Source organism: Streptomyces sp. NPDC048196, assembly GCF_040652715.1.
GTDB lineage: Bacteria > Actinomycetota > Actinomycetes > Streptomycetales > Streptomycetaceae > Streptomyces > Streptomyces siderophoricus.
Genome location: NZ_JBEZMM010000056.1, coordinates 30960 through 48292 on the forward strand (window position 1 = coordinate 30960; position 17333 = coordinate 48292).

Annotated in this window: 15 protein-coding genes; 6 read left to right on the plus strand and 9 right to left on the minus strand. The window is 74.7% G+C overall.

All coding sequences use genetic code 11. The features are described 5' to 3' along the window. Positions 1-74: 74 nt before the first annotated feature. Both AB0E02_RS33645 and AB0E02_RS33650 read left to right on the plus strand, forming a co-directional pair. Positions 75-749: an HAD family hydrolase gene (locus AB0E02_RS33645; RefSeq protein WP_362146661.1), complete on the plus strand. Its 675-nt coding sequence runs from the start codon at positions 75-77 to the stop codon at positions 747-749. A 38-nt stretch (positions 750-787) separates the two neighbouring features. Beyond that, positions 788-1243, plus strand: a complete 456-nt coding sequence (locus tag AB0E02_RS33650) for an NUDIX domain-containing protein (RefSeq protein WP_362146664.1) — start codon at positions 788-790, stop codon at positions 1241-1243. Here the strand turns inward: AB0E02_RS33650 and AB0E02_RS33655 are convergent. From AB0E02_RS33655 to AB0E02_RS33665, 3 genes are all read right to left on the minus strand, one after another. Further along, positions 1240-3198 carry a HEAT repeat domain-containing protein gene (locus AB0E02_RS33655; protein WP_362146667.1) on the minus strand — a complete coding sequence of 653 codons (1959 nt, stop codon included), beginning with the start codon at positions 3196-3198 and terminating at the stop codon, positions 1240-1242. The two genes, AB0E02_RS33650 and AB0E02_RS33655, sit on opposite strands and share 4 nt — an antisense overlap. Positions 3199-3311: 113 nt before the next feature. Beyond that, positions 3312-4943: an ABC-F family ATP-binding cassette domain-containing protein gene (locus AB0E02_RS33660; protein WP_362146670.1), complete on the minus strand. Its 1632-nt coding sequence runs from the start codon at positions 4941-4943 to the stop codon at positions 3312-3314. Positions 4944-5246: 303 nt separating this feature from the next. Then, complete coding sequence (locus tag AB0E02_RS33665) at positions 5247-6689, minus strand: cytochrome P450 (RefSeq protein WP_362146673.1); 1443 nt, start codon at positions 6687-6689, stop codon at positions 5247-5249. Between the two features lie 119 nt (positions 6690-6808). Here AB0E02_RS33665 and AB0E02_RS33670 point away from each other — a divergent pair, with 119 nt between their 5' ends. The 3 genes from AB0E02_RS33670 to AB0E02_RS33680 all read left to right on the plus strand — a co-directional run bounded on the left by AB0E02_RS33670 (position 6809) and on the right by AB0E02_RS33680 (position 9270). Beyond that, the gene (locus tag AB0E02_RS33670) at positions 6809-7216 is read left to right on the plus strand and encodes a (2Fe-2S) ferredoxin domain-containing protein (RefSeq protein ID WP_362146676.1); all 408 of its coding nucleotides are present in this window, start codon (positions 6809-6811) and stop codon (positions 7214-7216) included. Positions 7217-7354: 138 nt separating this feature from the next. Then, positions 7355-8149 (plus strand): response regulator transcription factor, encoded by a 795-nt coding sequence (locus tag AB0E02_RS33675; RefSeq protein ID WP_362146679.1) that lies wholly within the window; start codon positions 7355-7357, stop codon positions 8147-8149. Next, positions 8146-9270 carry a HAMP domain-containing sensor histidine kinase gene (locus AB0E02_RS33680; protein ID WP_030801935.1) on the plus strand — a complete coding sequence of 375 codons (1125 nt, stop codon included), beginning with the start codon at positions 8146-8148 and terminating at the stop codon, positions 9268-9270. Before AB0E02_RS33675 ends, AB0E02_RS33680 begins: the two co-directional genes overlap by 4 nt. A gap of 180 nt (positions 9271-9450) precedes the next feature. Here the strand turns inward: AB0E02_RS33680 and AB0E02_RS33685 are convergent, their stop codons facing one another. From AB0E02_RS33685 to AB0E02_RS33710, 6 genes are all read right to left on the minus strand, one after another. Continuing rightward, the gene (locus AB0E02_RS33685) at positions 9451-10758 is read right to left on the minus strand and encodes an MFS transporter (protein WP_362146687.1); all 1308 of its coding nucleotides are present in this window, start codon (positions 10756-10758) and stop codon (positions 9451-9453) included. After that, positions 10755-11408 (minus strand): helix-turn-helix domain-containing protein, encoded by a 654-nt coding sequence (locus tag AB0E02_RS33690; protein WP_362146690.1) that lies wholly within the window; start codon positions 11406-11408, stop codon positions 10755-10757. Before AB0E02_RS33690 ends, AB0E02_RS33685 begins: the two co-directional genes overlap by 4 nt. A gap of 86 nt (positions 11409-11494) precedes the next feature. Then, positions 11495-12148: a cytochrome b/b6 domain-containing protein gene (locus AB0E02_RS33695; RefSeq protein ID WP_362146693.1), complete on the minus strand. Its 654-nt coding sequence runs from the start codon at positions 12146-12148 to the stop codon at positions 11495-11497. Next, complete coding sequence (locus AB0E02_RS33700; protein WP_030416229.1) at positions 12132-12884, minus strand: molybdopterin-dependent oxidoreductase; 753 nt, start codon at positions 12882-12884, stop codon at positions 12132-12134. The genes AB0E02_RS33695 and AB0E02_RS33700 overlap by 17 nt, the downstream gene beginning before the upstream one ends. A 76-nt stretch (positions 12885-12960) precedes the next feature. Beyond that, the gene (locus AB0E02_RS33705) at positions 12961-13953 is read right to left on the minus strand and encodes a hypothetical protein (RefSeq protein WP_362146698.1); all 993 of its coding nucleotides are present in this window, start codon (positions 13951-13953) and stop codon (positions 12961-12963) included. Between the two features lie 214 nt (positions 13954-14167). Next, a complete protein-coding gene (locus AB0E02_RS33710) occupies positions 14168-15823 on the minus strand; it encodes an FAD-binding dehydrogenase (RefSeq protein ID WP_362146701.1) in 1656 nt (551 codons plus the stop codon). A gap of 220 nt (positions 15824-16043) precedes the next feature. Here AB0E02_RS33710 and AB0E02_RS33715 point away from each other — a divergent pair, with 220 nt between their 5' ends. Then, positions 16044-16937, plus strand: coding sequence for a DMT family transporter (locus AB0E02_RS33715; protein ID WP_362146704.1), 894 nt, complete (start codon positions 16044-16046; stop codon positions 16935-16937). The last annotated feature ends 396 nt before the right edge of the window (positions 16938-17333 follow it).

The window sequence follows — 17333 nt, forward strand, 5'->3', positions numbered from 1 at the left end:
AATTTGGGGTGCGGGCGGGGGTCCGGCGTCCGTAGGGTGCGGGGGTTGGTGAACTGGGGCGAAGGGCCGGCCGGATGCTGATCTTTGATGCGGACGACACGTTGTGGGAGAACAACGTGATCTTCGAGCGGGTCATCGACGAGTTCCTGGAGTGGATGGTGCAGCCGGGGCTCGACCGGGTCGCGGTGCGGACGGTGCTCGACGGGATCGAGGCCGCGAACGCCCCGACGCTGGGGTACGGCAGCAAGGTCTTCCTGCACAGCCTGGGCGAGTGCGTGGCGCGGCTGCGCGGGCGGGCCGCGACGGCCGAGGAGACGGCGCGGATCGCCGGGTGGGCGGCCGCCTTCGCCGGGGACCGGGTGGAGCTGATACCCGGGGTCGCCGAGACGCTGGCGGAGCTGGCACGGCGGCACGAGTTGCTGTTGCTGACCAAGGGCGACACCGAGGAGCAGGAGCGGAAGGTGGCGGCCTCGGGGCTGACCGGGCACTTCCGCGGGGTGCACATCGTGGCGGAGAAGGACGTCGCCACGTACGAGCGGCTGAAGCGCGCCTACGACCTGGTGCCGGACGAGACCTGGATGATCGGCAACTCCCCCAAGTCGGACATCCTGCCGGCGCGTTCGGCCGGGCTGAACGCGGTGTTCATCCCGCACCGGCACACCTGGGTGCTGGAGCACGACGAGCTCGACCCGGACGACAAGAAGGTGCTGCACCTGTCGGCGTTCCAGGAGCTGCTGCGGCACTTCTGAGGGCGGCAGGCACCGGTACGGAAGTGAGGAGGGGCGACGTGGGAGAAGGTGACGGTGCGGTGCGGCGGCCGGGGGTGTCGTGCGTGTTCGTGTGCCACGACGGTGCGGGGCGGGTGCTGCTGGCGCGGCGGAGCGCCGGGGCCCGGGACGAGCCGGGGACGTGGGACTGCGGTGCGGGGGCGCTGGAGTTCGGCGAGACCTTCGAGGCCGCGGTGGCGCGGGAGGTCCACGAGGAGTACGGCACCCGGCCGCTCGGTATCGAGCAGCTCGGGGTGCGCAATGTGCTGCGCGGCGATCCGGTGGACTCGCACTGGGTCGCGGTGGTCTTCGCGGTGCGGGTGGCGCCGGAGGCGGTGACGATCGGCGAGCCGCACAAGTTCGACGCGCTGAGGTGGTGCCCGCCGGACGCCCTCCCCGCGCCGCTGCATTCGCAGTGCGGGGAGAGCCTGGCGTTGTTCGTGCGGTCCGTCTCGTCCGCGGAGGCGGGTGGCTAGGGCCCGTCGGTGGGGCCGGTGGGGCCGGTGAGCGCCGCCACCGTGCGCTCGGCGGCTTCCAGGAGCTGTTCGTCGGCGCGCAGGTCGGCGTCCGCGGAACCGGCGTACAGCGGGAGCCGGGTGCGTCGGTCGATCAGCGCGCGCAGGTGCGGGAGCGCGGGACGGGCGTGCGGCCCCATGGCGGCCAGGGTGGTCATCGCGACGGGCCCGAAGAGGTCGTCGTCGAGGTAGGCCGGGAGTACGGCGAGGAGTTCGGTGGCCACGGGTGGGCCCTCGTTCCGCCACAGCAGCAGTGAGCCGCGTACCTGCATGGCGCCGGGGCGGCCGAGGACGGCGGCGCGCAGTTGCTCGGACTGCTCGTGGTCGAGGCCGCCGTGGTCGAGCAGCCACCGGAAGAGGGCGGAGTGGTCGGCGGTGCGGCGGCCCTCCGGTCGACGGGTGCGCAGGTAGGTCTCGACGGGCGCCCGGTCGCCGGTGATCCGGGCCAGGGCCAGTGCGCCGTGGCCGGGGCGCCGGCGGGAGTCGCGGGTGAGCGTGGTGATCAGCGGCACCGCGGCGGCCGCGGGCGGGCCGATCCGGCCGAGCGTGCCGACGAGGGAGAGCTCCGGCCAGGTGGCCAGGGTGGCGCCGCGGGCCTCGGCCGCCTCGCACACTGCGCGCAGCGCGGTGAGGAGGCCGGGGACGCACGGAGCGGCGTCCGCCGGATCGAGGGCGTCGAGGATGCCGAGGGCGAGGGACAGTGCGTCGTGGTCTTCGAATCGGAGCAACTCGCCTGCGTAGGTGGCCAGTTGGGCGGTATCGACGGCTCCGGCGCGGAGCAGGCCGCGGAGGGCGGCGAGCATGCCGGGCGGGCGGGCGCCGGTGGTCAGCAGGGCGTGGACGTGCGGGGCGGCGCGTGGATCGTCGACCGTCGCGAGGGCGTAGGTGATGTCCCAGGCAAGGGCGGCGGAGGGGTCGGCGCCCGGGCCGGTGGGGTCCGCGGCCGGGGCCGTGGCGGGGTCCGGCACCAGGGCGCCCAGGGCGGCGGCGGACCGGCGGGTGGCGGTGCGGGAGGCGCACAGGGCGGGCACGACGAGGGCGCGCAGGCCGGGCGGTGCGGTGGGCAGCAGCCGGACGAGGTGCGGGGCCAGGGTGCCGGGGGCGGCCCGCCACTCCTGGAACGCCCGGTGGGCCAGCTGCACCCCGACCCGTCGCCCGTAGGCGCCGGCCTCGCCGGCCAGCAGCCGGGTAACGGTGGCGTAGCAGTCCTGTTCGCGTTCCTGGCGGTGGAGGGCGCGGCCCCAGCGTGCGCCGATGGAGCAGCCGCGGTCGGCGTCGTGGGCGGTGAGCGCGGTGACCTCCGTCAGGATCTGGGCGTCCAGTTCCGGCCAGCGTTCGCGCGGTGCGGTCGCCAGCTCCTCCAGGCAGCCGAGCAGCCGGATCTCGGGGAGCGGGTCGGTGCGGAGCGGGCCGGTCGGGCAGGAGGCGCCCGGTGTGCCGAGCAGCGCGTCGGCCAGGGCGATCCGGGTGCCGGGGTCGGTGAGTTCGCCGAGGGCGGTACGGGCCCGGTCGGCGGCACCGGTGCGGACGAGGAGCGTGGCGGCGGCCCTGCGGACGTCCGGGTCCGGGTCGTGGAGCGCTGCCGCGGCCGCCGGGGCCGGCGCCGGCCAGGGTGTACGGCCGTACGTCAGCTCGCCGAGGAGGGTGAGCGCGGTACGGCGTACCGCGGGGCTGATGTGGCGGGTGAGCGAGAGCAGTTCGCGGGTGGCCGGGCCGTCGGCGTCGGCGCCGACCGCTTCGAAGACGGCGGTTCTGGCCGGGGTGCCCGGGGTGAGGACGGATCCGTCGAGGACCGCCGCGGTGAGGTCCGGCGGACGGTCGGGGCCGGGAGAGGTCGACTCGGTGGCATCGGTCGACGGGCCGGCAGTGGTCGACGGGGTGGAGGCCGGATCCTGGCCCGGCGTCCGCGTGGTCATCGGGTGGGGCGGTGGCCGCCCTTCCTGTAGGTCATGGGGAGGATCATGAACCACGGGAAGGGCGGCGGCAACGCATTTACGGGACGAGCCTTCCGTCGCCTTCCTCCGCGGCCCTACAGCGGTGCGACATCGGTGAGTTCGCCGTCCTCCAGGGCGAGCCAGCGGGTGATGCCCAGTTCCCGGAGGAACGTCAGGTCGTGGCTGACGACCACGAGCGCGCCCTCGTAGGACTCCAGGGCAGTGACCAGCCGGCGGACCGAGGCCATGTCGAGGTTGTTGGTCGGCTCGTCGAGCAGCAGCAGCTGCGGGGCGGGCTCGGCCAGCATCAGCGCGGCGAGCGAGGCGCGGAAGCGTTCGCCGCCGGAGAGCGTGCCGGCCTGCTGGTCGGCCCGGGCGCCCTTGAAGAGGAAGCGTGCGAGCCGGGCCCGGATGCGGTTGTTGGTGGCGTCCGGGGCGAAGCGGGCGACGTTCTCGACGATGGTCAGGTCGTGGTCGAGGACCTCCAGTCGCTGGGGGAGGAAGCGGTGCGGGACGTGGACCTCCGCGGTGCCGGACTCCGGTGGGATCTCGCCGGCGAGGGTGCGCAGGAGGGTGGTCTTGCCGGAACCGTTGCGGCCGGTGAGGGCGATGCGTTCGGGACCGTGCACCTCCAGGTGGGCGCGGGCGCCGTAGCGGGTGCGTACCTCGCGCAGGGTGAGCACGCCGCGGCCCGGCGGGACGGCGGTGTGCGGCAGGTCGATGCGGATCTCGTCGTCGTCCCGGACCGCTTCGACGGCCTCGTCGAGGCGTTCCCTGGCCTCCTTGAGGCGTTCGGTGTGCAGGATGCGGTGTTTGCCGGCGGAGACCTGGGCGTCCTGCTTGCGTCCGTTCATGACGATCTTGGGTTCGCGCTTGTTGGCGTTCATCTTGCTGCCGTATCGCGCCCGGCGGGCCAACTTGACCTGGGCGTCGGACAGTTCGCGCTTCTGGCGCTGGACGTCGGCCTCGGCGACCCGCACCATCCGTTCGGCCGCCTCCTGTTCGGCGGCCAGGGCGCGTTCGTAGTCGGCGAAGTTGCCGCCGTACCAGTGGACCTCGCCGCCGCGGAGGTCGGCGATCCGGTCGACCCGGCCGAGGAGTTCCCGGTCGTGGCTGACCACGACGAGCACGCCGGACCAGCCGTCCACCGCGGTGTACAGGCGCTCGCGGGCCGCCCGGTCGAGGTTGTTGGTGGGCTCGTCGAGCAGCAGGACGTCCGGCCGGCCGAGCAGCAGGGCGGCCAGCCGGAGCAGGACGGATTCCCCGCCGGAGATCTCGCCGATGGTGCGGTCGAGGTCGATACCGGTCAGCCCGAGCTGGTCGAGGGTGGCGCGGGCCCGCTCCTCGACGTCCCAGTCGTCGCCGATGACGGCGAAGTGCTCCTCGCTCGGGTCGCCGCTCTCGATGGCGTGCAGGGCGGCGCGGGCCGCGGCGATGCCGAGTGCCTGGTCGACGCGGAGCGCGGTGTCGAGCGGGGCGTGCTGCGGGAGGTAGCCGATCTCACCGGCGGTCCGGACGCTGCCCGCGGTCGGGGTCAGCTCGCCCGCGAGGAGCTTCAACAGGGTGGATTTTCCGGAGCCGTTGAGGCCGATCAGGCCGGTGCGGCCGGGGCCGACGGTGAGCTGGAAGTCCTCGAAGACGCAGCTGCCGTCGGGCCAGCTGAAGCCGAGGCCGGAGCAGGCGAGGGAGGCGGCGGAGGCGGCACGGGATGCGGGGGTCTGTGACATACGGGTCTCCTGGGTGCGCGGAAAGTGTGCGGGGAGCTGCGCGGGAGACACCGCGGGGGACGCCGAAGGGCCGGGTGCGCCGGGGTACGCCGGTCGGCACGCCGAGGTCACGGACGGCGCCACGCGGTACGTCAGGGCGTACGCGTGCGCGCGGTGTCTCAAGACCTCAGACGAGCAACGGCCTTCTCCAATCGGCGGCAATGGGGCCGGGAAAGACGGTACGGGGGACGCCACGAAAAAGCAAACGCATTTTTCGTTGCGTTTGTAAGCGGTGGTGCGCGCCGGCGCCCCCGGAATCCCGCCCTACTCCCCCGCCCCCTCGCGCGGGCGCAGCCGTACCCGGGCGGGACCGGTCGGCTGCAGGGTGATGCCGGCGGCGACCGGCACCTCCTCGTCCACGGCGTCGAGTTCGTACGCGCGCAGCAGCATCGCCAGCGCGAGCACCGACTCCAGCATGGAGAAGTGCTGCCCGATGCAGGCGCGCGGACCGCCGCCGAACGGGAACCAGGCGTACCGGTGCCTTTCCCCGTCCCGCTCGGGTGCGAACCGGCCGGGATCGAAGCGTTCCGGGTCCGGCCACAGCGCCGGGTCGCGATGGGTCACCCACGGCGCGACCACCACGTCCGCACCGGCCGGGATGCGGAAGCCGCAGATCTCGGTGGCCGCCACGGCCCGCCGGCTGACGACCGGGGCCGCCGGGTACAACCGCATCGATTCCTTGAGCGCCTGGGTCAGGTACGGCAGCCGGTCCAGGTCGGCGGCGGTGGGCACCCGGTCCGCCAGCACACCGTCGATCTCCGCCCGGACCCGGGCCTGTTCCTCGGGGTGGCGGGCGAGCAGGTGCAGGGTGAAGGCCAGGGAGATCGCGGTGGTCTCGTGGCCGGCCAGCAGGAAGATCAGCACCTGCTCGCGGATCTCGGTGGCGTCCAGCGAACCGTCCTCGGCGTTGCCGGCCGCGGCCAGCAGCGAGAGCAGGTCCTCGCCCCCGGCGGTGTCCGGGCCGTCCGCCGCCCCGGTCGCCGCGCGACGGCCGGCGATGATCCGGTCGCACAGCGCGTCGAGTTCGTCCATGGCGGCCCGCGCCCGCAGATTGCCCGGGGTCGGCCAGTGCCGCGGGACCTTCACCGGCACGTAGGCACGCTGGACGACGTACGCGTTGATGACCGGGGCGCAGCGGTGGATGGCGGCCACCGCCTCCTCGGCGTCCAGGCCGAAGAGGATCCGGGCGACGGTGCGCAGCGCGAGCCGGTTCATCTCGGGGACCAGGTCGACGGTGGCGTCCTCGGCGGTCCGCCAGCGGTCGACGACGGTGGCGGCCTCGCCCGTCACGGCCGAGGCGTAGCCGTCCACCCGGCGCTTGGTGAACAGCGGCTGCACCAGCCGCCGTTGCCGGAGGTAGTCGGCGTCCTGGCTGGTGAGCAGGCCGTTGCCGAACGCCTGCCGGACCTCCTCGTACAGCGGGTGGTCCTTGCGGAAGTTGGCGGCCTGGGAGGCGAGGATCTGCTGGACGCCCTCGGGCGCGAAGACGGCGTGGAACACGCTGCGCAGACCGGGCGGGCCGGCCTCCAGGCGGACCACGTCGCCGTGTTCGCGCCGGGCCCGGGCGAACGTGCTGAGGGAGTCGCGCCGCAGGTCGAGCATCGAGCCGAGCAGGGGGAGCCCGGCCGGGCCGGGGATGGCGTCGACGGCGGCCGGGGCGGGCCGGGAGCCGGAGGGCGAGTCGGGCTGGGAGTCGGTTATGGGCATGGTCGGATGTCTATCCCGGCGACGGGTGTTCCTACCCCCGGCGGGGGCCCGGCCGCAATGTGGCGGGAAGGCGCAGGGGCCCGGGGCGGCGCCGTGCCGGGCCGCGTAACATGGGCCGGATGATCAACAAGCGTGCCGGGCGCCCGGCCCCCGCGGCCGCGACGTCCTGCCGGGTCACCGTCTGCCGCGGCTGCTGCTGCGGCGATGCGGCCAAGATCCCGGGCGTGGACCACACCGGTCAGATACCCCGGCTGCGGGCGGCCCTGGACGGCGCGGCACCGGTGCGCGCCTCGGACTGCCTGGACGTCTGCGACCAGGCGAACGTCGTGGTGGTGCAGCCCTCGCCGGCCGGCCGGGCGGCGGGTGGCCGGCCGGTGTGGCTGGGGCTGGTCAACGACGACGACGCGCTGGCGGACATCGCCGCCTGGATCCGGGCCGGCGGCCCCGGTCTCGCCGAACCTCCGGGCGTCCTGGACCTGTACACGATCACGGTGTCGCGGCGGGTGCGCGAGGGACTGGCGGACTGAGCGCGCGCGTGCCGCCCCGACGTCCGGCTCCTGCCGCCGGTTACCGGAGTCTTACGGCCGCACGCCGGACCGCGCGCCGCGCCGCCCGGTGGTGTTGGCTGGGGCCATGAGGTCTCTCCCGGGAAGGGCCCGCTGACCGTGCACCGCGAACCGCCGCCCGCCGCTCCCCCGCCCGCCCCCGCGTCCGGACCGCCCCGGCGCGTCCTGGTCGTCGAGGACGATCCGACCGTCGCCGAGGTCGTCACCGGCTATCTCTCCCGCGCCGGATACGCCACCGAGCACGCCGCCGACGGGTTCGCCGCGCTGGACCGGGCCGCGGCCTTCCGGCCGCATCTGGTCGTCCTGGATCTGATGCTGCCCGGCCTCGACGGCCTGGAGGTGTGCCGCCGGCTGCGCAGCGCCCACGACGGGCCCGCGGTCCCGGTGGTGATGCTGACCGCGCGCGGCGAGGAGGCGGACCGCATCCTCGGGCTGGAGCTGGGCGCGGACGACTACGTCACCAAGCCGTTCAGCCCCCGCGAGCTGGTGCTGCGGATCGGCTCGGTGCTGCGGCGCGCGGAGGCCCCGCCGCCGGCCGCGGCGCCCGCGCCCGTCCTGCGGGCCGGGGACCTGACCGCCGATCCCGAGGGCCGGCGGGCCGACCGCGGCGGACGCGAACTCGCCCTCACCGCCCGCGAGTTCGACCTGCTGGTCTTCCTGATGCGCCACCCGGGCCGGGTCTTCTCCCGGGAGGAGCTGCTGCAACGGGTGTGGGGCTGGGAGTTCGGCGATCTGTCGACGGTGACCGTCCATGTGCGGCGGCTGCGCGAGAAGGTCGAGTCGGATCCGGCGGCGCCCCGGCTGGTGACGACGGTGTGGGGCGCGGGCTACCGCTTCGATCCGGCGCCGGGCTCCCCCGGGCCGGGAGAGGCGGACGAGGGGTGTCTGCCATGACGGACTTCCTGGTCATCGTGGCGCTGGCGGCGCTCGGCGCGGCTCTGGTGGGGCTGCTCGCCGCGCCCGCGGTACGGGCGCTGCGGCGCCGTTCGGTGGCTCTGTCGCTGTTCGCGGTGGCGGCGCTGGCGGTGGCCGCGATGGCCGCGGGAACGGTGGCGGTCGCCCAGGCGATGTTCCTGTCGGGACACGACCTGGGCGTGGTGATGGCCGTGGTGGCGGTGTCCGGGGTGGTGTCGCTGGCGGCCGCGCTGCTCTTCGGCCGGCGGATCGCGGCGGGCAGCCGGGAGCTGGCGCGGTCGGCGCGTACGGTCGGCAGCGAGGGCGGCTTCGTCGCGCCGGACGAGCCGCCGACGGCCGAACTCGCCGCGCTGTCACGAGCGTTGGAGGAGACCAGCGCGCGGCTGGCCAAGGCCCGGGAACGCGAGCGGGCCCTGGACGGCTCCCGCCGTGAGCTGATCGCGGGCATCTCGCACGATCTGCGGACCCCGCTCGCCGGGCTGCGGGCGATGGCCGAGGCGCTGGAGGACGGGGTCGCCGAGGACCCCGCGCGCTACCACTCCCGGATCCGGATCGAGGTGGAACGGCTGTCCGCCATGGTCGACGACCTCTTCGAACTGTCCCGGATCCAGGCCGGGGCGCTGGCCCTGACCCTGTCGCGGGTGTCGGTGTACGACCTGGTGGACGACGCGCTGACCGGGGCCCGGCCGCTGGCGCGGGCGGGCGGGGTGCGGCTGGTGGACGGCGGGGTGGCGCCGCTGCCGGTGCGGGTGGACGCCCAGCAGATCACCCGGGTCCTGGGCAATCTGCTGGTCAACGCGATCCGGGCGACCCCGGCCGAGGGGACCGTCGCGGTCAGCGCCCGGCAGGAGGCGGACCGGGTGGTCCTGGCCGTCGAGGACGGCTGCGGCGGCATCCCGCCGGAGGACCTGGCCCGGGTCTTCGACACCGGCTGGCGCGGCGGCAGCGCCCGCACCCCGCGCGCGGACGGCCAGGCCGGGGCGGGGCTCGGGCTGGCGATCGTCCGCGGCATCGTGGAGGCCCACGGCGGCCGGGCGACGGTACGGAACGCCGGCGCGGGCTGCCGCTTCGAGGTGGCACTGCCGGGGGCGGGGGCGTAGGGGCCCGGCGGTCGTGTACCGGCTCAGCCGCGGGCCGCCACCCCGTCCCGTTCCTCCGGGCCGGGGGCGGGGGGCGTAGGGGCCCGGCGGTCGTGTATCGGCTCAGCCGCGGGTCGCCACCCCGTCCCGTTCCTCCGGGCCGGGGGCTGGGACGTAGGGGCCCGGCGGTCGTGTACCGGCTCAGCCGCGGGCCGCCGCCCCGTCCCGTTCCTCCGGGCCGGGGCCGGTGGCGTGGTGCGTGTCGTCCGTGCGGCGCTCCGGGAAGTCCCGGACGGTACGGACCGGCGAGAGGACCAGGGTCAGGGCCGCGAGCGGCACACCGGCGGTCGTGATCCACAGGGCGGTGCGGACCCCGAGGGCGGAGCCGAGCGCACCGCCGAGCAGGGCACCCAGCGGCAGCGTCCCGTAGTTGAGGAAGGCGCTGCTGGCCACCAGCCGGCCGAGCAGGGACGGCGGGCAGTACCGCTGCTGGAAGCCCACCTTGAGGATGTTGCCGCCCACCACGCCCGCGCTGACCCCGAAGCTGCCCGCGACGTAGAGCAGCGTGCCGGCGCCCTGGGTGGTCAGCGGGATGAGCAACGCGGCGCTGGGCAGGCCGAGTTCGTACAGCAGCATGGCGCGGGCGGTGCCGAGCCGGGCGGCGGTGCGGCGCACCAGGAACGCGCCCGCTATCCCGCCCGTGCTGGCCAGCGCGAGCAGTCCGCCGACGGCTCCGGACGGCAGGCCGACCTCGCGTACCAGGAAGACGGCGACCAGGGACTGATAGGCCATCAGCGCGAGGTTGGAGAGCGCGCCGAAGAGCGTCAGCGTACGGAACCACACATCGCCGGCGACCAGCCGCACGCCCTCGGCTATCTCGGCGGGCAGGGAGCGCGCCGCGCGGCCGTCGTTCCGCTCCGCCGGGCGGGGTTCGCGGTGCCGGATGCCGAGCAGGCACAGCAGGGAGATGAGGAATGTGCCGGCGTTGGCCAGCAAGCCGTTGACCGCGCCCGCCAGTTGGGCGAGGAGGCCGGCGGTGCCCTGTCCGACGATCTGCGCGGCGGAGGCGCTGCCGTGCAGCTTGGCGTTGCCCTCGGCCTGGTCGGCGGGGTCGAGGAGGGTGGGGAGGTAGGCGCTGTACGCGGTCTGGAAGACCACCGCGGCACCGCCGGTCAGCAGGGCCACCGCGAGCAGCGCTCCCAGGCCGAGCCTGCCGTACCTGGCGAGGACGGGGACGGCGGCGAAGAGCGCCAGGGACAGTGCGGCGGAGGCGAGCATCAGGGGGCGGCGGCGCACCCGGTCCACCCATACGCCGACCGGGAGGCCGATCAGCAGCCAGGGCAGCCAGCCGGCGGCGGCGAGCAGTCCGACCGCGAAGGTGGAGGCGTGCAGGGTGGACACCGCGACGAGCGGCATGGCCACGTTGGTGACCGCGGCCCCGAACTTCCCGGCCGTCTCGCCGCACCACAGCAGCCGGAAGTCGCGGTGCCGGCGGAGCAGTCCGCTCATCGGTCGCCGCCCCCGTCCGCGCCCCCGCTCTCCTTCCGGGGGAAGGACTGCAGCTGGACGAGGACCGGCCGGACCGCCTCGCCGTCCACCGCGGACGGGTTGCGGTTCGCGTCCAGCGCCGCCGCCCGGTGTCTCTCGACGACCTCGGCCAGCTCGGCGTTGAGCGCCTCCAGTTGCTCGGCCGTCATCCGCAGGTCCTGCCAGCGGGAGAGGGTGCCGGCGTTGTGCCACTCGGGCTCCCAGTCCTCGGTGAGGTAGGTCGTGACCTGGTGGAAGTCCCGCTGGACGAACTCGTGGAGGTAGACCGACAAGGCGCCGCGGGTGGCCGGATCGTCGCGGAATTCGGCGGTGTCGAGGCGGTGCGAGACCCGGGCCGCCCGCCACCACCGTTCGCGCTTGGTGCCCCGGCCGGTGTCCTCCTCGATGAAACCGTGGTCGGCGAGGTGGCGCAGGTGCCAGCTGACGGTGCCGGTGTTCTCGCCGAGCCGCCGGGCCACCCCGGTCGCGGTGTCCGGGCCGTCGAGGCTCAGCAGGTCCAGGATGCGCATCCGCAGCGGATGCGCCAGGCCGCGCAGGCTGCGGGCGTCCATCCGGCGCTCGGGAAGGGCGCCGGCCGGCCGCGCAGGCGGTGTTGAGGGGTCGTCAGGCATGACCTGAGCATAGCGTTGCAGAGGGCCCTCTGCACAGAGTTCTCTGCAGAGAATTCTGTGCAGAGAACCCTCTGCAGTGGGTTTTCCTACTCCCCGCTGCCTCCCTTGTCGTCCTCCGGCGTCCACAACGGGTGTTCGCGACGGGCCCATGCCGCGTCGACCGACCCGGTGCGCAGCCCCACCCTCGACTCGGGGTCCCGGTACGCCATCCAGAGGTGGCCGCCGATCACGATGAGGAGGCTGAGCGCGAGCCAGTCGTGGACGAACGTGGCGCCGGTGCGCCAGACCAGCGGCGCCAGGTGCGTGAACCACATCAGCAGGCCGGTGCCGGTCATCACCAGGACCGCGCCGGCGAGCCAGGCCGCGTACAGCTTCTGGCCGGCGTTGAACTTCCCGGCCGGACGGCCTCCCCGGCGGCGCAGTACGGCCCGCAGCCAGCGCCGGTCGTGCGGGCCGAAGCGGTTGAGGCGGGTGAGGTCGGCGCGCAGCGCACGGGAGGCCAGGCCGAGCAGCAGCGGGACCGGCAGCAGGATGCCGGACCACTCGTGGAGGGTGACCATCAGGGCGCGGCGGCCGACGAGTTGGGCGAGGAAGGGGAGGTAGAGGCAGGCCGCGGTGGCCACGCAGACGGCCATGAGGGCGGCGGTGGCCCGGTGCACCCGGTGTTCGGCGCGGGTGAAGCGCGGGACACGGGGGCGGCCTCGGTCCGGGCCGGCGGCGGTCTCAGGTCGTGGGGACATCGTCCCGTCCGTTCGACCGGCCGACCCAGGCATCGACGTCATATCCGAGCTGCTCCCAGTATCCGGGCTGGACGTGGTCGGTGACGGTGATCCCGGAGAGCCACTTCGCCGACTTGTAGAAGTACATGGGCGCGACGTAGAGGCGCACCGGCCCGCCGTGGTCGTGGCCGAGCGGCCGGTCCTGCATCCGCAGGGCGACCAGGACGTCGTGGCGGCGGGCCTGTTCGAGGGTGAGGGATTCGCTGTAGGCGCCGTCGAAACAGGTGAAGCGGACGGCCTTGGCCTCGGGGCGGACCCCGGCGGCATCCAGGAGGGTGGCCAGGCGCACGCCCTCGAACGGGGTACGGGGCACCCGCCAGCCGGTCACGCACTGGACGTCCCGGACCAGCCGGGTCTGCGGCAGGGCGCGCAGATCGGCGAGGCGGTAGCTGGCGCGGTGGCGCACCAGGCCGTCGACGGTGAGGCGGTAGCTGTGCTCGTCCTTGTCCGGGACGGAACCGGTCACCGAGTAGTAGCGGAAGCCGCCGCCGGCGGGCAGCAGACCGGACAGACCGGTGGGGTCGTTCTGCGCGGCGGCGCCGAGGGTCTCGTCGTAGGCGCGCTGGAGGTAGGGGGCCGCGGCGACGCCGGCGGCGCCGGCCGCGAGCATCCCGAGCACCACGCGGCGGCCGACGGGCGTGCCGCGCCGGTCGTCGTCGTGGCCGGCCGGGCGGGCCGGATTTTCGTCCTTGGTCACCCCTCGATTCGAACACCGCGCGGGCGCCGGGGCCAGTGTCGGGGCCCCGGCGTCAGACTTTCGTCATGGGCTTCCGTCATGGGCCGGTGCGCCCGAACCCCCGGGCCCGGCGCAGTGCGGCGGCCCGGGCGGCCCGGAAGGCGCGGTCGGGGTCGCGGCCCGCGTACGACCAGGGGGCGCGGGTGCGGTGGCGGCCGATGCGCGCGAAGAGGGTGGCGGCCTCGGCCATCCGTCCCTCGTGGAAGGTGGCGTGGGCCAGGAAGTTGAGGTCGACCTTGCCGCGGGGGTGGTCCTCGCCCTCCCATTCCAGCCACCAGTCGAAGGCGGCCTGCCGGAGCCGGTGCGCGTGCCGGGTGCGCCAGTGGCCGGAGTCCGCCGGGTCGGGCGGCTCCAGGCCGGCGGCGGCCCGTACGCGGTAGCGCTCGGCGTGGGCGACGACGGGGAGCAGGGCGAGCGGGGAGTCCGCGGGGGCGCGGGCCGCGGCACGGGCGGCGAAGTCATGGGCCGGGTGCCGCGGGTCGTCGGCCGCGTGCGGCTGCTGTTCGGCCAGGCAGGCGGCCATCACGTGGTGGGCGTGGTGGTGGTCGGGGTGCCGGGCCCGGATCTGGCTGAAGGCGTGGGCGCGGGCGTCCTCGGTGCCGGTGCGGCGGGCCAGGATCAGCGCGCCGAGCCAGGGCGTGGGGTCGTCGGGCAGCAGCCGGGCGGCGGCCGCACAGGCCGCGGCGGCGGCACCACTGCTGGTCTCGCCGCGCAGCGCCCGCCGGACGGTGGCGACGGCGAGGAGGGTGGCCGCGTCCCCGCTGTCCGGTTCGGCGAGCTGCCAGTCACCGGCCCAGGCGGCACTGCCCGGGACGCCGGCCAGCACCGTTAATCGGTGGCCCCGGCGGTCCCAGTCGGTGCCGGTCCCGGCGAGCAGGGTGCGCACCCGGGCCCACTGGCCGAGCGCCAGGGCGTCGGCGGCGACGGCCAGTTCGGCGTCGTCCAGCGCGGGGCCGGTGGCCGGGCCGGCCGCCCGGCCGGTGGGGCCGGGGGCCGGGGGTGCGAGGGGCGGCGAGGGGGAAATCGACATCACGGGTCAGCGGGCTCCATGGCGCGCCGCGCCGGTCGTGCGCCGCACCTGTCGTCCTTGGTGGGCGGGGCCGGTTCTGCGCGCGCCTGTGCAGAGGGTGACGGTCTGGTCCGCACCAGTCATCACGCACAGCAAAGCGGTACGCAGAGCTCCCCGTCAAGGCGGAAAGAGGAATGGCTGGATCCGCCAACATCTTTCCGCGGCCCCCACGCCGTCAGGCCACCGCCCGGGCAGCCGCCCGGCCCGCCGTACGGCCGGAGAACAGGCAGCCGCCCAGGAAGGTGCCCTCCAGCGAGCGGTAACCGTGCACCCCGCCGCCACCGAAGCCGGCCGCCTCGCCCGCCGCGTAGACGCCCGGCAGGGGCGCCCCGCCGTCGGTCAGCACCCGCGAGGAGAGGTCGGTCTCCAGCCCGCCGAGCGTCTTGCGGGTGAGGATGCTCAGCCGGACGGCGATCAGCGGGCCCGCCTTGGGGTCGAGCAGCCGGTGCGGGGCCGCGGTGCGGATCAGCCGGTCACCGAGGTACTTGCGGGCCCCGCGCACCGCCGTCACCTGGAGGTCCTTGGTGAAGGAGTGGGCGATCTCCCGGTCCCGGGCCACGATCTCGCCGCGCAGCGCGGCCTCGTCGATCAGCGGCTCCTTGGTGAGCGCGTTCATCCGTCGTACGAGATCGGGCAGCGAGCGCTCGACGATGAAGTCCGTGCCCCGGTCCATGAACGCCTGCACCGGGCCGGGCGCGCCGGCCCTGGCCCGGCCCAGCACGTCACGGATGCTCTTGCCGGTCAGATCCGGGTTCTGCTCGGAGCCGGAGAGGGTGAACTCCTTCTCGATGATCTTCCGGGTGAGCACGAACCAGGTGTGGTCGTGGCCGGTGCGCATGATGTGTTCGAGGGTGCCGAGGGTGTCGAAGCCCGGGAACAGCGGCACCGGCAGCCGCCGGCCGCGGGCGTCCAGCCACAGCGGGGAGGGGCCGGAGAGGATCCGGATGCCGTGCAGCGGCCAGATCGGGTTCCAGTTCTCGATGCCCTCGGTGTAGTGCCACATCCGGTCGCGGTTGATGATCCGCCCGCCGGCCGCCTCGGCGATGCCCAGCATCTTGCCGTCGACGTGCGCGGGCACACCGGACAGCATCCGCTCCGGCGGGGTGCCCAGGCGCTCGGGCCAGTTGGCGCGCACCAGCTCGTGGTTGCCGCCGATCCCGCCGGAGGTGACGATCACGGCCTGCGCCCGCAGCTCGAAGGCACCGGTCACCTCGCGGCTGCTGGGCTTCCCGCGCGGGACGTCGGAGGGCGCCAGGACCTCGCCGCCGACCGTGTCCACGCTGCCGGCGCTCCGGGTGAGACTGGTGACCCGGTGCCGGAAGCGGAGGTCCACCAGGCCGCGCGCGGCCCCGGCCCGCACCCGGCGCGCGAACGGCGCGACCAGACCGGGGCCGGTGCCCCAGGTGATGTGGAAGCGCGGGACGGAGTTGCCGTGCCCGGTCGCGGCGTAGCCGCCCCGCTCGGCCCAGCCCACGACGGGGAAGAACCGTACGCCCTGCCGGTGCAGCCAGGACCGCTTCTCGCCGGCCGCGAAATCGACGTACGCCTCGGCCCAGGCGCGCGGCCAGTGGTCCTCCGGACGGTCGAATCCGGCCGTGCCGAGCCAGTCCTGCCACGCCAGGGCGTGGCTGTCGCGGATCCGCAGCCGGCGCTGTTCGGGTGAATCGACGAGGAAGAGGCCGCCGAAGGACCAGTGGGCCTGCCCGCCGAGGGACTGCTCGGGCTCCTGGTCGAGCAGGATCACCTTGCGTCCCGCGTCCACCAGTTCCGCGGTGGCCGCCAGCCCCGCCAGACCCGCTCCGATCACGATCACATCAGCGTCGTACGCCATCAGCAGCCTCTCCTCGCCGGGGCCCGCCGGGCGTCCCGGCCGCCCCGGGCCCACCCGGGTGGAACGATCCTCAGTGCACCCGACTGCCGCGTCAACCGTCCGTTACCGCGCAGTAGAGGAAGGCGCGCGGGAGAATGGGGGGTGACCAGGGCCACCCCTCACCCGCCGCCGGATGGCTATCCTCAGGCGCATCCCCCGCCCCGCGCGATAGAGGTGCGACGTGACGGTGATACTGCTCGCCCTTGGAGCGGCCTGCTGTCTGGGACTCGGCTTCGTACTCCAGCAAGCCGCCGCACAGCACGCCCCGATGAAGGACTACCTCTCCCTCCGCCTGCTGCTCGACCTCGTGCGGATGCCCCTGTGGGTGGCCGGTATCGGGCTGATGGTGGTGGGCATGGCACTGGGGGCGGTGGCGCTGGGCATGGGCGACATCACTCTGGTGGAGCCCTTGCTCGCGACCAATCTGCTCTTCGCGATGGCCCTGTCCCGACGGCTGACCAGACAGCGGCTGGGCCGCACCGGCTGGGCCGGCCTGTGGCTGCTGGCCGGCGGCGTCACCGCGTTCATCGTGGCCGGCCGGCCCCGGGGCGGCCAGCGCAGCACCGACCACCTGTGGCAGTGGCTGATCATGGGCGTGGTGCTGGGCATCGCCCTGACGCTGGCGGCGGTGGCCAAACGGGAGCGGGTGCACGTGAGCCTGGAGGCCGCGCTGCTGGGCGTGGCGGCCGGCTTGATATACGGCCTGCAGGACGCGCTGACCCGGATCAGCGGCGAGCACTTCGGCCAGGGCGGCTGGTCGGCCCTGCTCACCAGCTGGCAGCCGTACGCGATCGTGGTCCTCGGGGTGCTGGCACTGGTGATGGTGCAGAGCGCCTTCGAGTCTGCGCCGCTGCGGCTGTCCCTGCCCGCACTCACCGCCGCCCAGCCGCTGGCCGGGATCCTGTGCGGAGTCGGTTTCCTCGGCGACCAGCTGCGGGTCACCCCCGGCGCACTGGCCTGGGAGGTCGCCGGCATCGCGGCCGTGGTCGCGGGCATCGTCCTGATCGGCACCCACCCGGCGATGCCACCGGGCGCGGGGCGTCCGGAGGACGTCCGCGCGATGCAGCCGCATTGAGCTTCTGCCCACGTAGCTGGCTGTCCCGCCGCGGGGGTTGCCGTTGTGCGCTTTGCGGCGCCCCGCACGTAGCCGTCTGATCCGCCGCGGGACGTCTCGCCGTTGCGCTTTGCGGCGCCCCGCACGTAGCTCGCCGTCCCGCCGCGGGGCTACTCGCCGTTGCGCGCTTTGCGGCGCCCCGCACGTGGCTGTCTTTCGCGCCGCGGGGCGTCTCGCCGTTGCGCTTTGCGGCGCCCCGCACGTACCCGTGTGCTGCGCCGCGGGGCTCGCCGCTGTGCGCCTTGCGGCGCGCCGCACGTACCTGTCTGCTGCGCCGCGGGGCGTCTCGCCGTTGCGCCTTGCGGCGCCCCCGCACGTAGCCATCTGCGGCGCCGCGGGGATGTTCGCCGTTGCGCC

Bases quoted from the DNA above. Each gene is read 5' to 3' on its own strand.
- AB0E02_RS33655 (WP_362146667.1), bottom strand. From the start codon at position 3,198: ATGACCACGCGGACGCCGGGCCAGGATCCGGCCTCCACCCCGTCGACC.
- AB0E02_RS33695 (WP_362146693.1), bottom strand. From the start codon at position 12,148: ATGTCCCCACGACCTGAGACCGCCGCCGGCCCGGACCGAGGCCGCCCC.
- AB0E02_RS33670 (WP_362146676.1), top strand. From the start codon at position 6,809: ATGATCAACAAGCGTGCCGGGCGCCCGGCCCCCGCGGCCGCGACGTCC.
- AB0E02_RS33665 (WP_362146673.1), bottom strand. From the start codon at position 6,689: ATGCCCATAACCGACTCCCAGCCCGACTCGCCCTCCGGCTCCCGGCCC.
- AB0E02_RS33690 (WP_362146690.1), bottom strand. From the start codon at position 11,408: ATGCCTGACGACCCCTCAACACCGCCTGCGCGGCCGGCCGGCGCCCTT.
- AB0E02_RS33680 (WP_030801935.1), top strand. From the start codon at position 8,146: ATGACGGACTTCCTGGTCATCGTGGCGCTGGCGGCGCTCGGCGCGGCT.
- AB0E02_RS33685 (WP_362146687.1), bottom strand. From the start codon at position 10,758: ATGAGCGGACTGCTCCGCCGGCACCGCGACTTCCGGCTGCTGTGGTGC.
- AB0E02_RS33710 (WP_362146701.1), bottom strand. From the start codon at position 15,823: ATGGCGTACGACGCTGATGTGATCGTGATCGGAGCGGGTCTGGCGGGG.
- AB0E02_RS33660 (WP_362146670.1), bottom strand. From the start codon at position 4,943: ATGTCACAGACCCCCGCATCCCGTGCCGCCTCCGCCGCCTCCCTCGCC.
- AB0E02_RS33705 (WP_362146698.1), bottom strand. From the start codon at position 13,953: ATGTCGATTTCCCCCTCGCCGCCCCTCGCACCCCCGGCCCCCGGCCCC.
- AB0E02_RS33645 (WP_362146661.1), top strand. From the start codon at position 75: ATGCTGATCTTTGATGCGGACGACACGTTGTGGGAGAACAACGTGATC.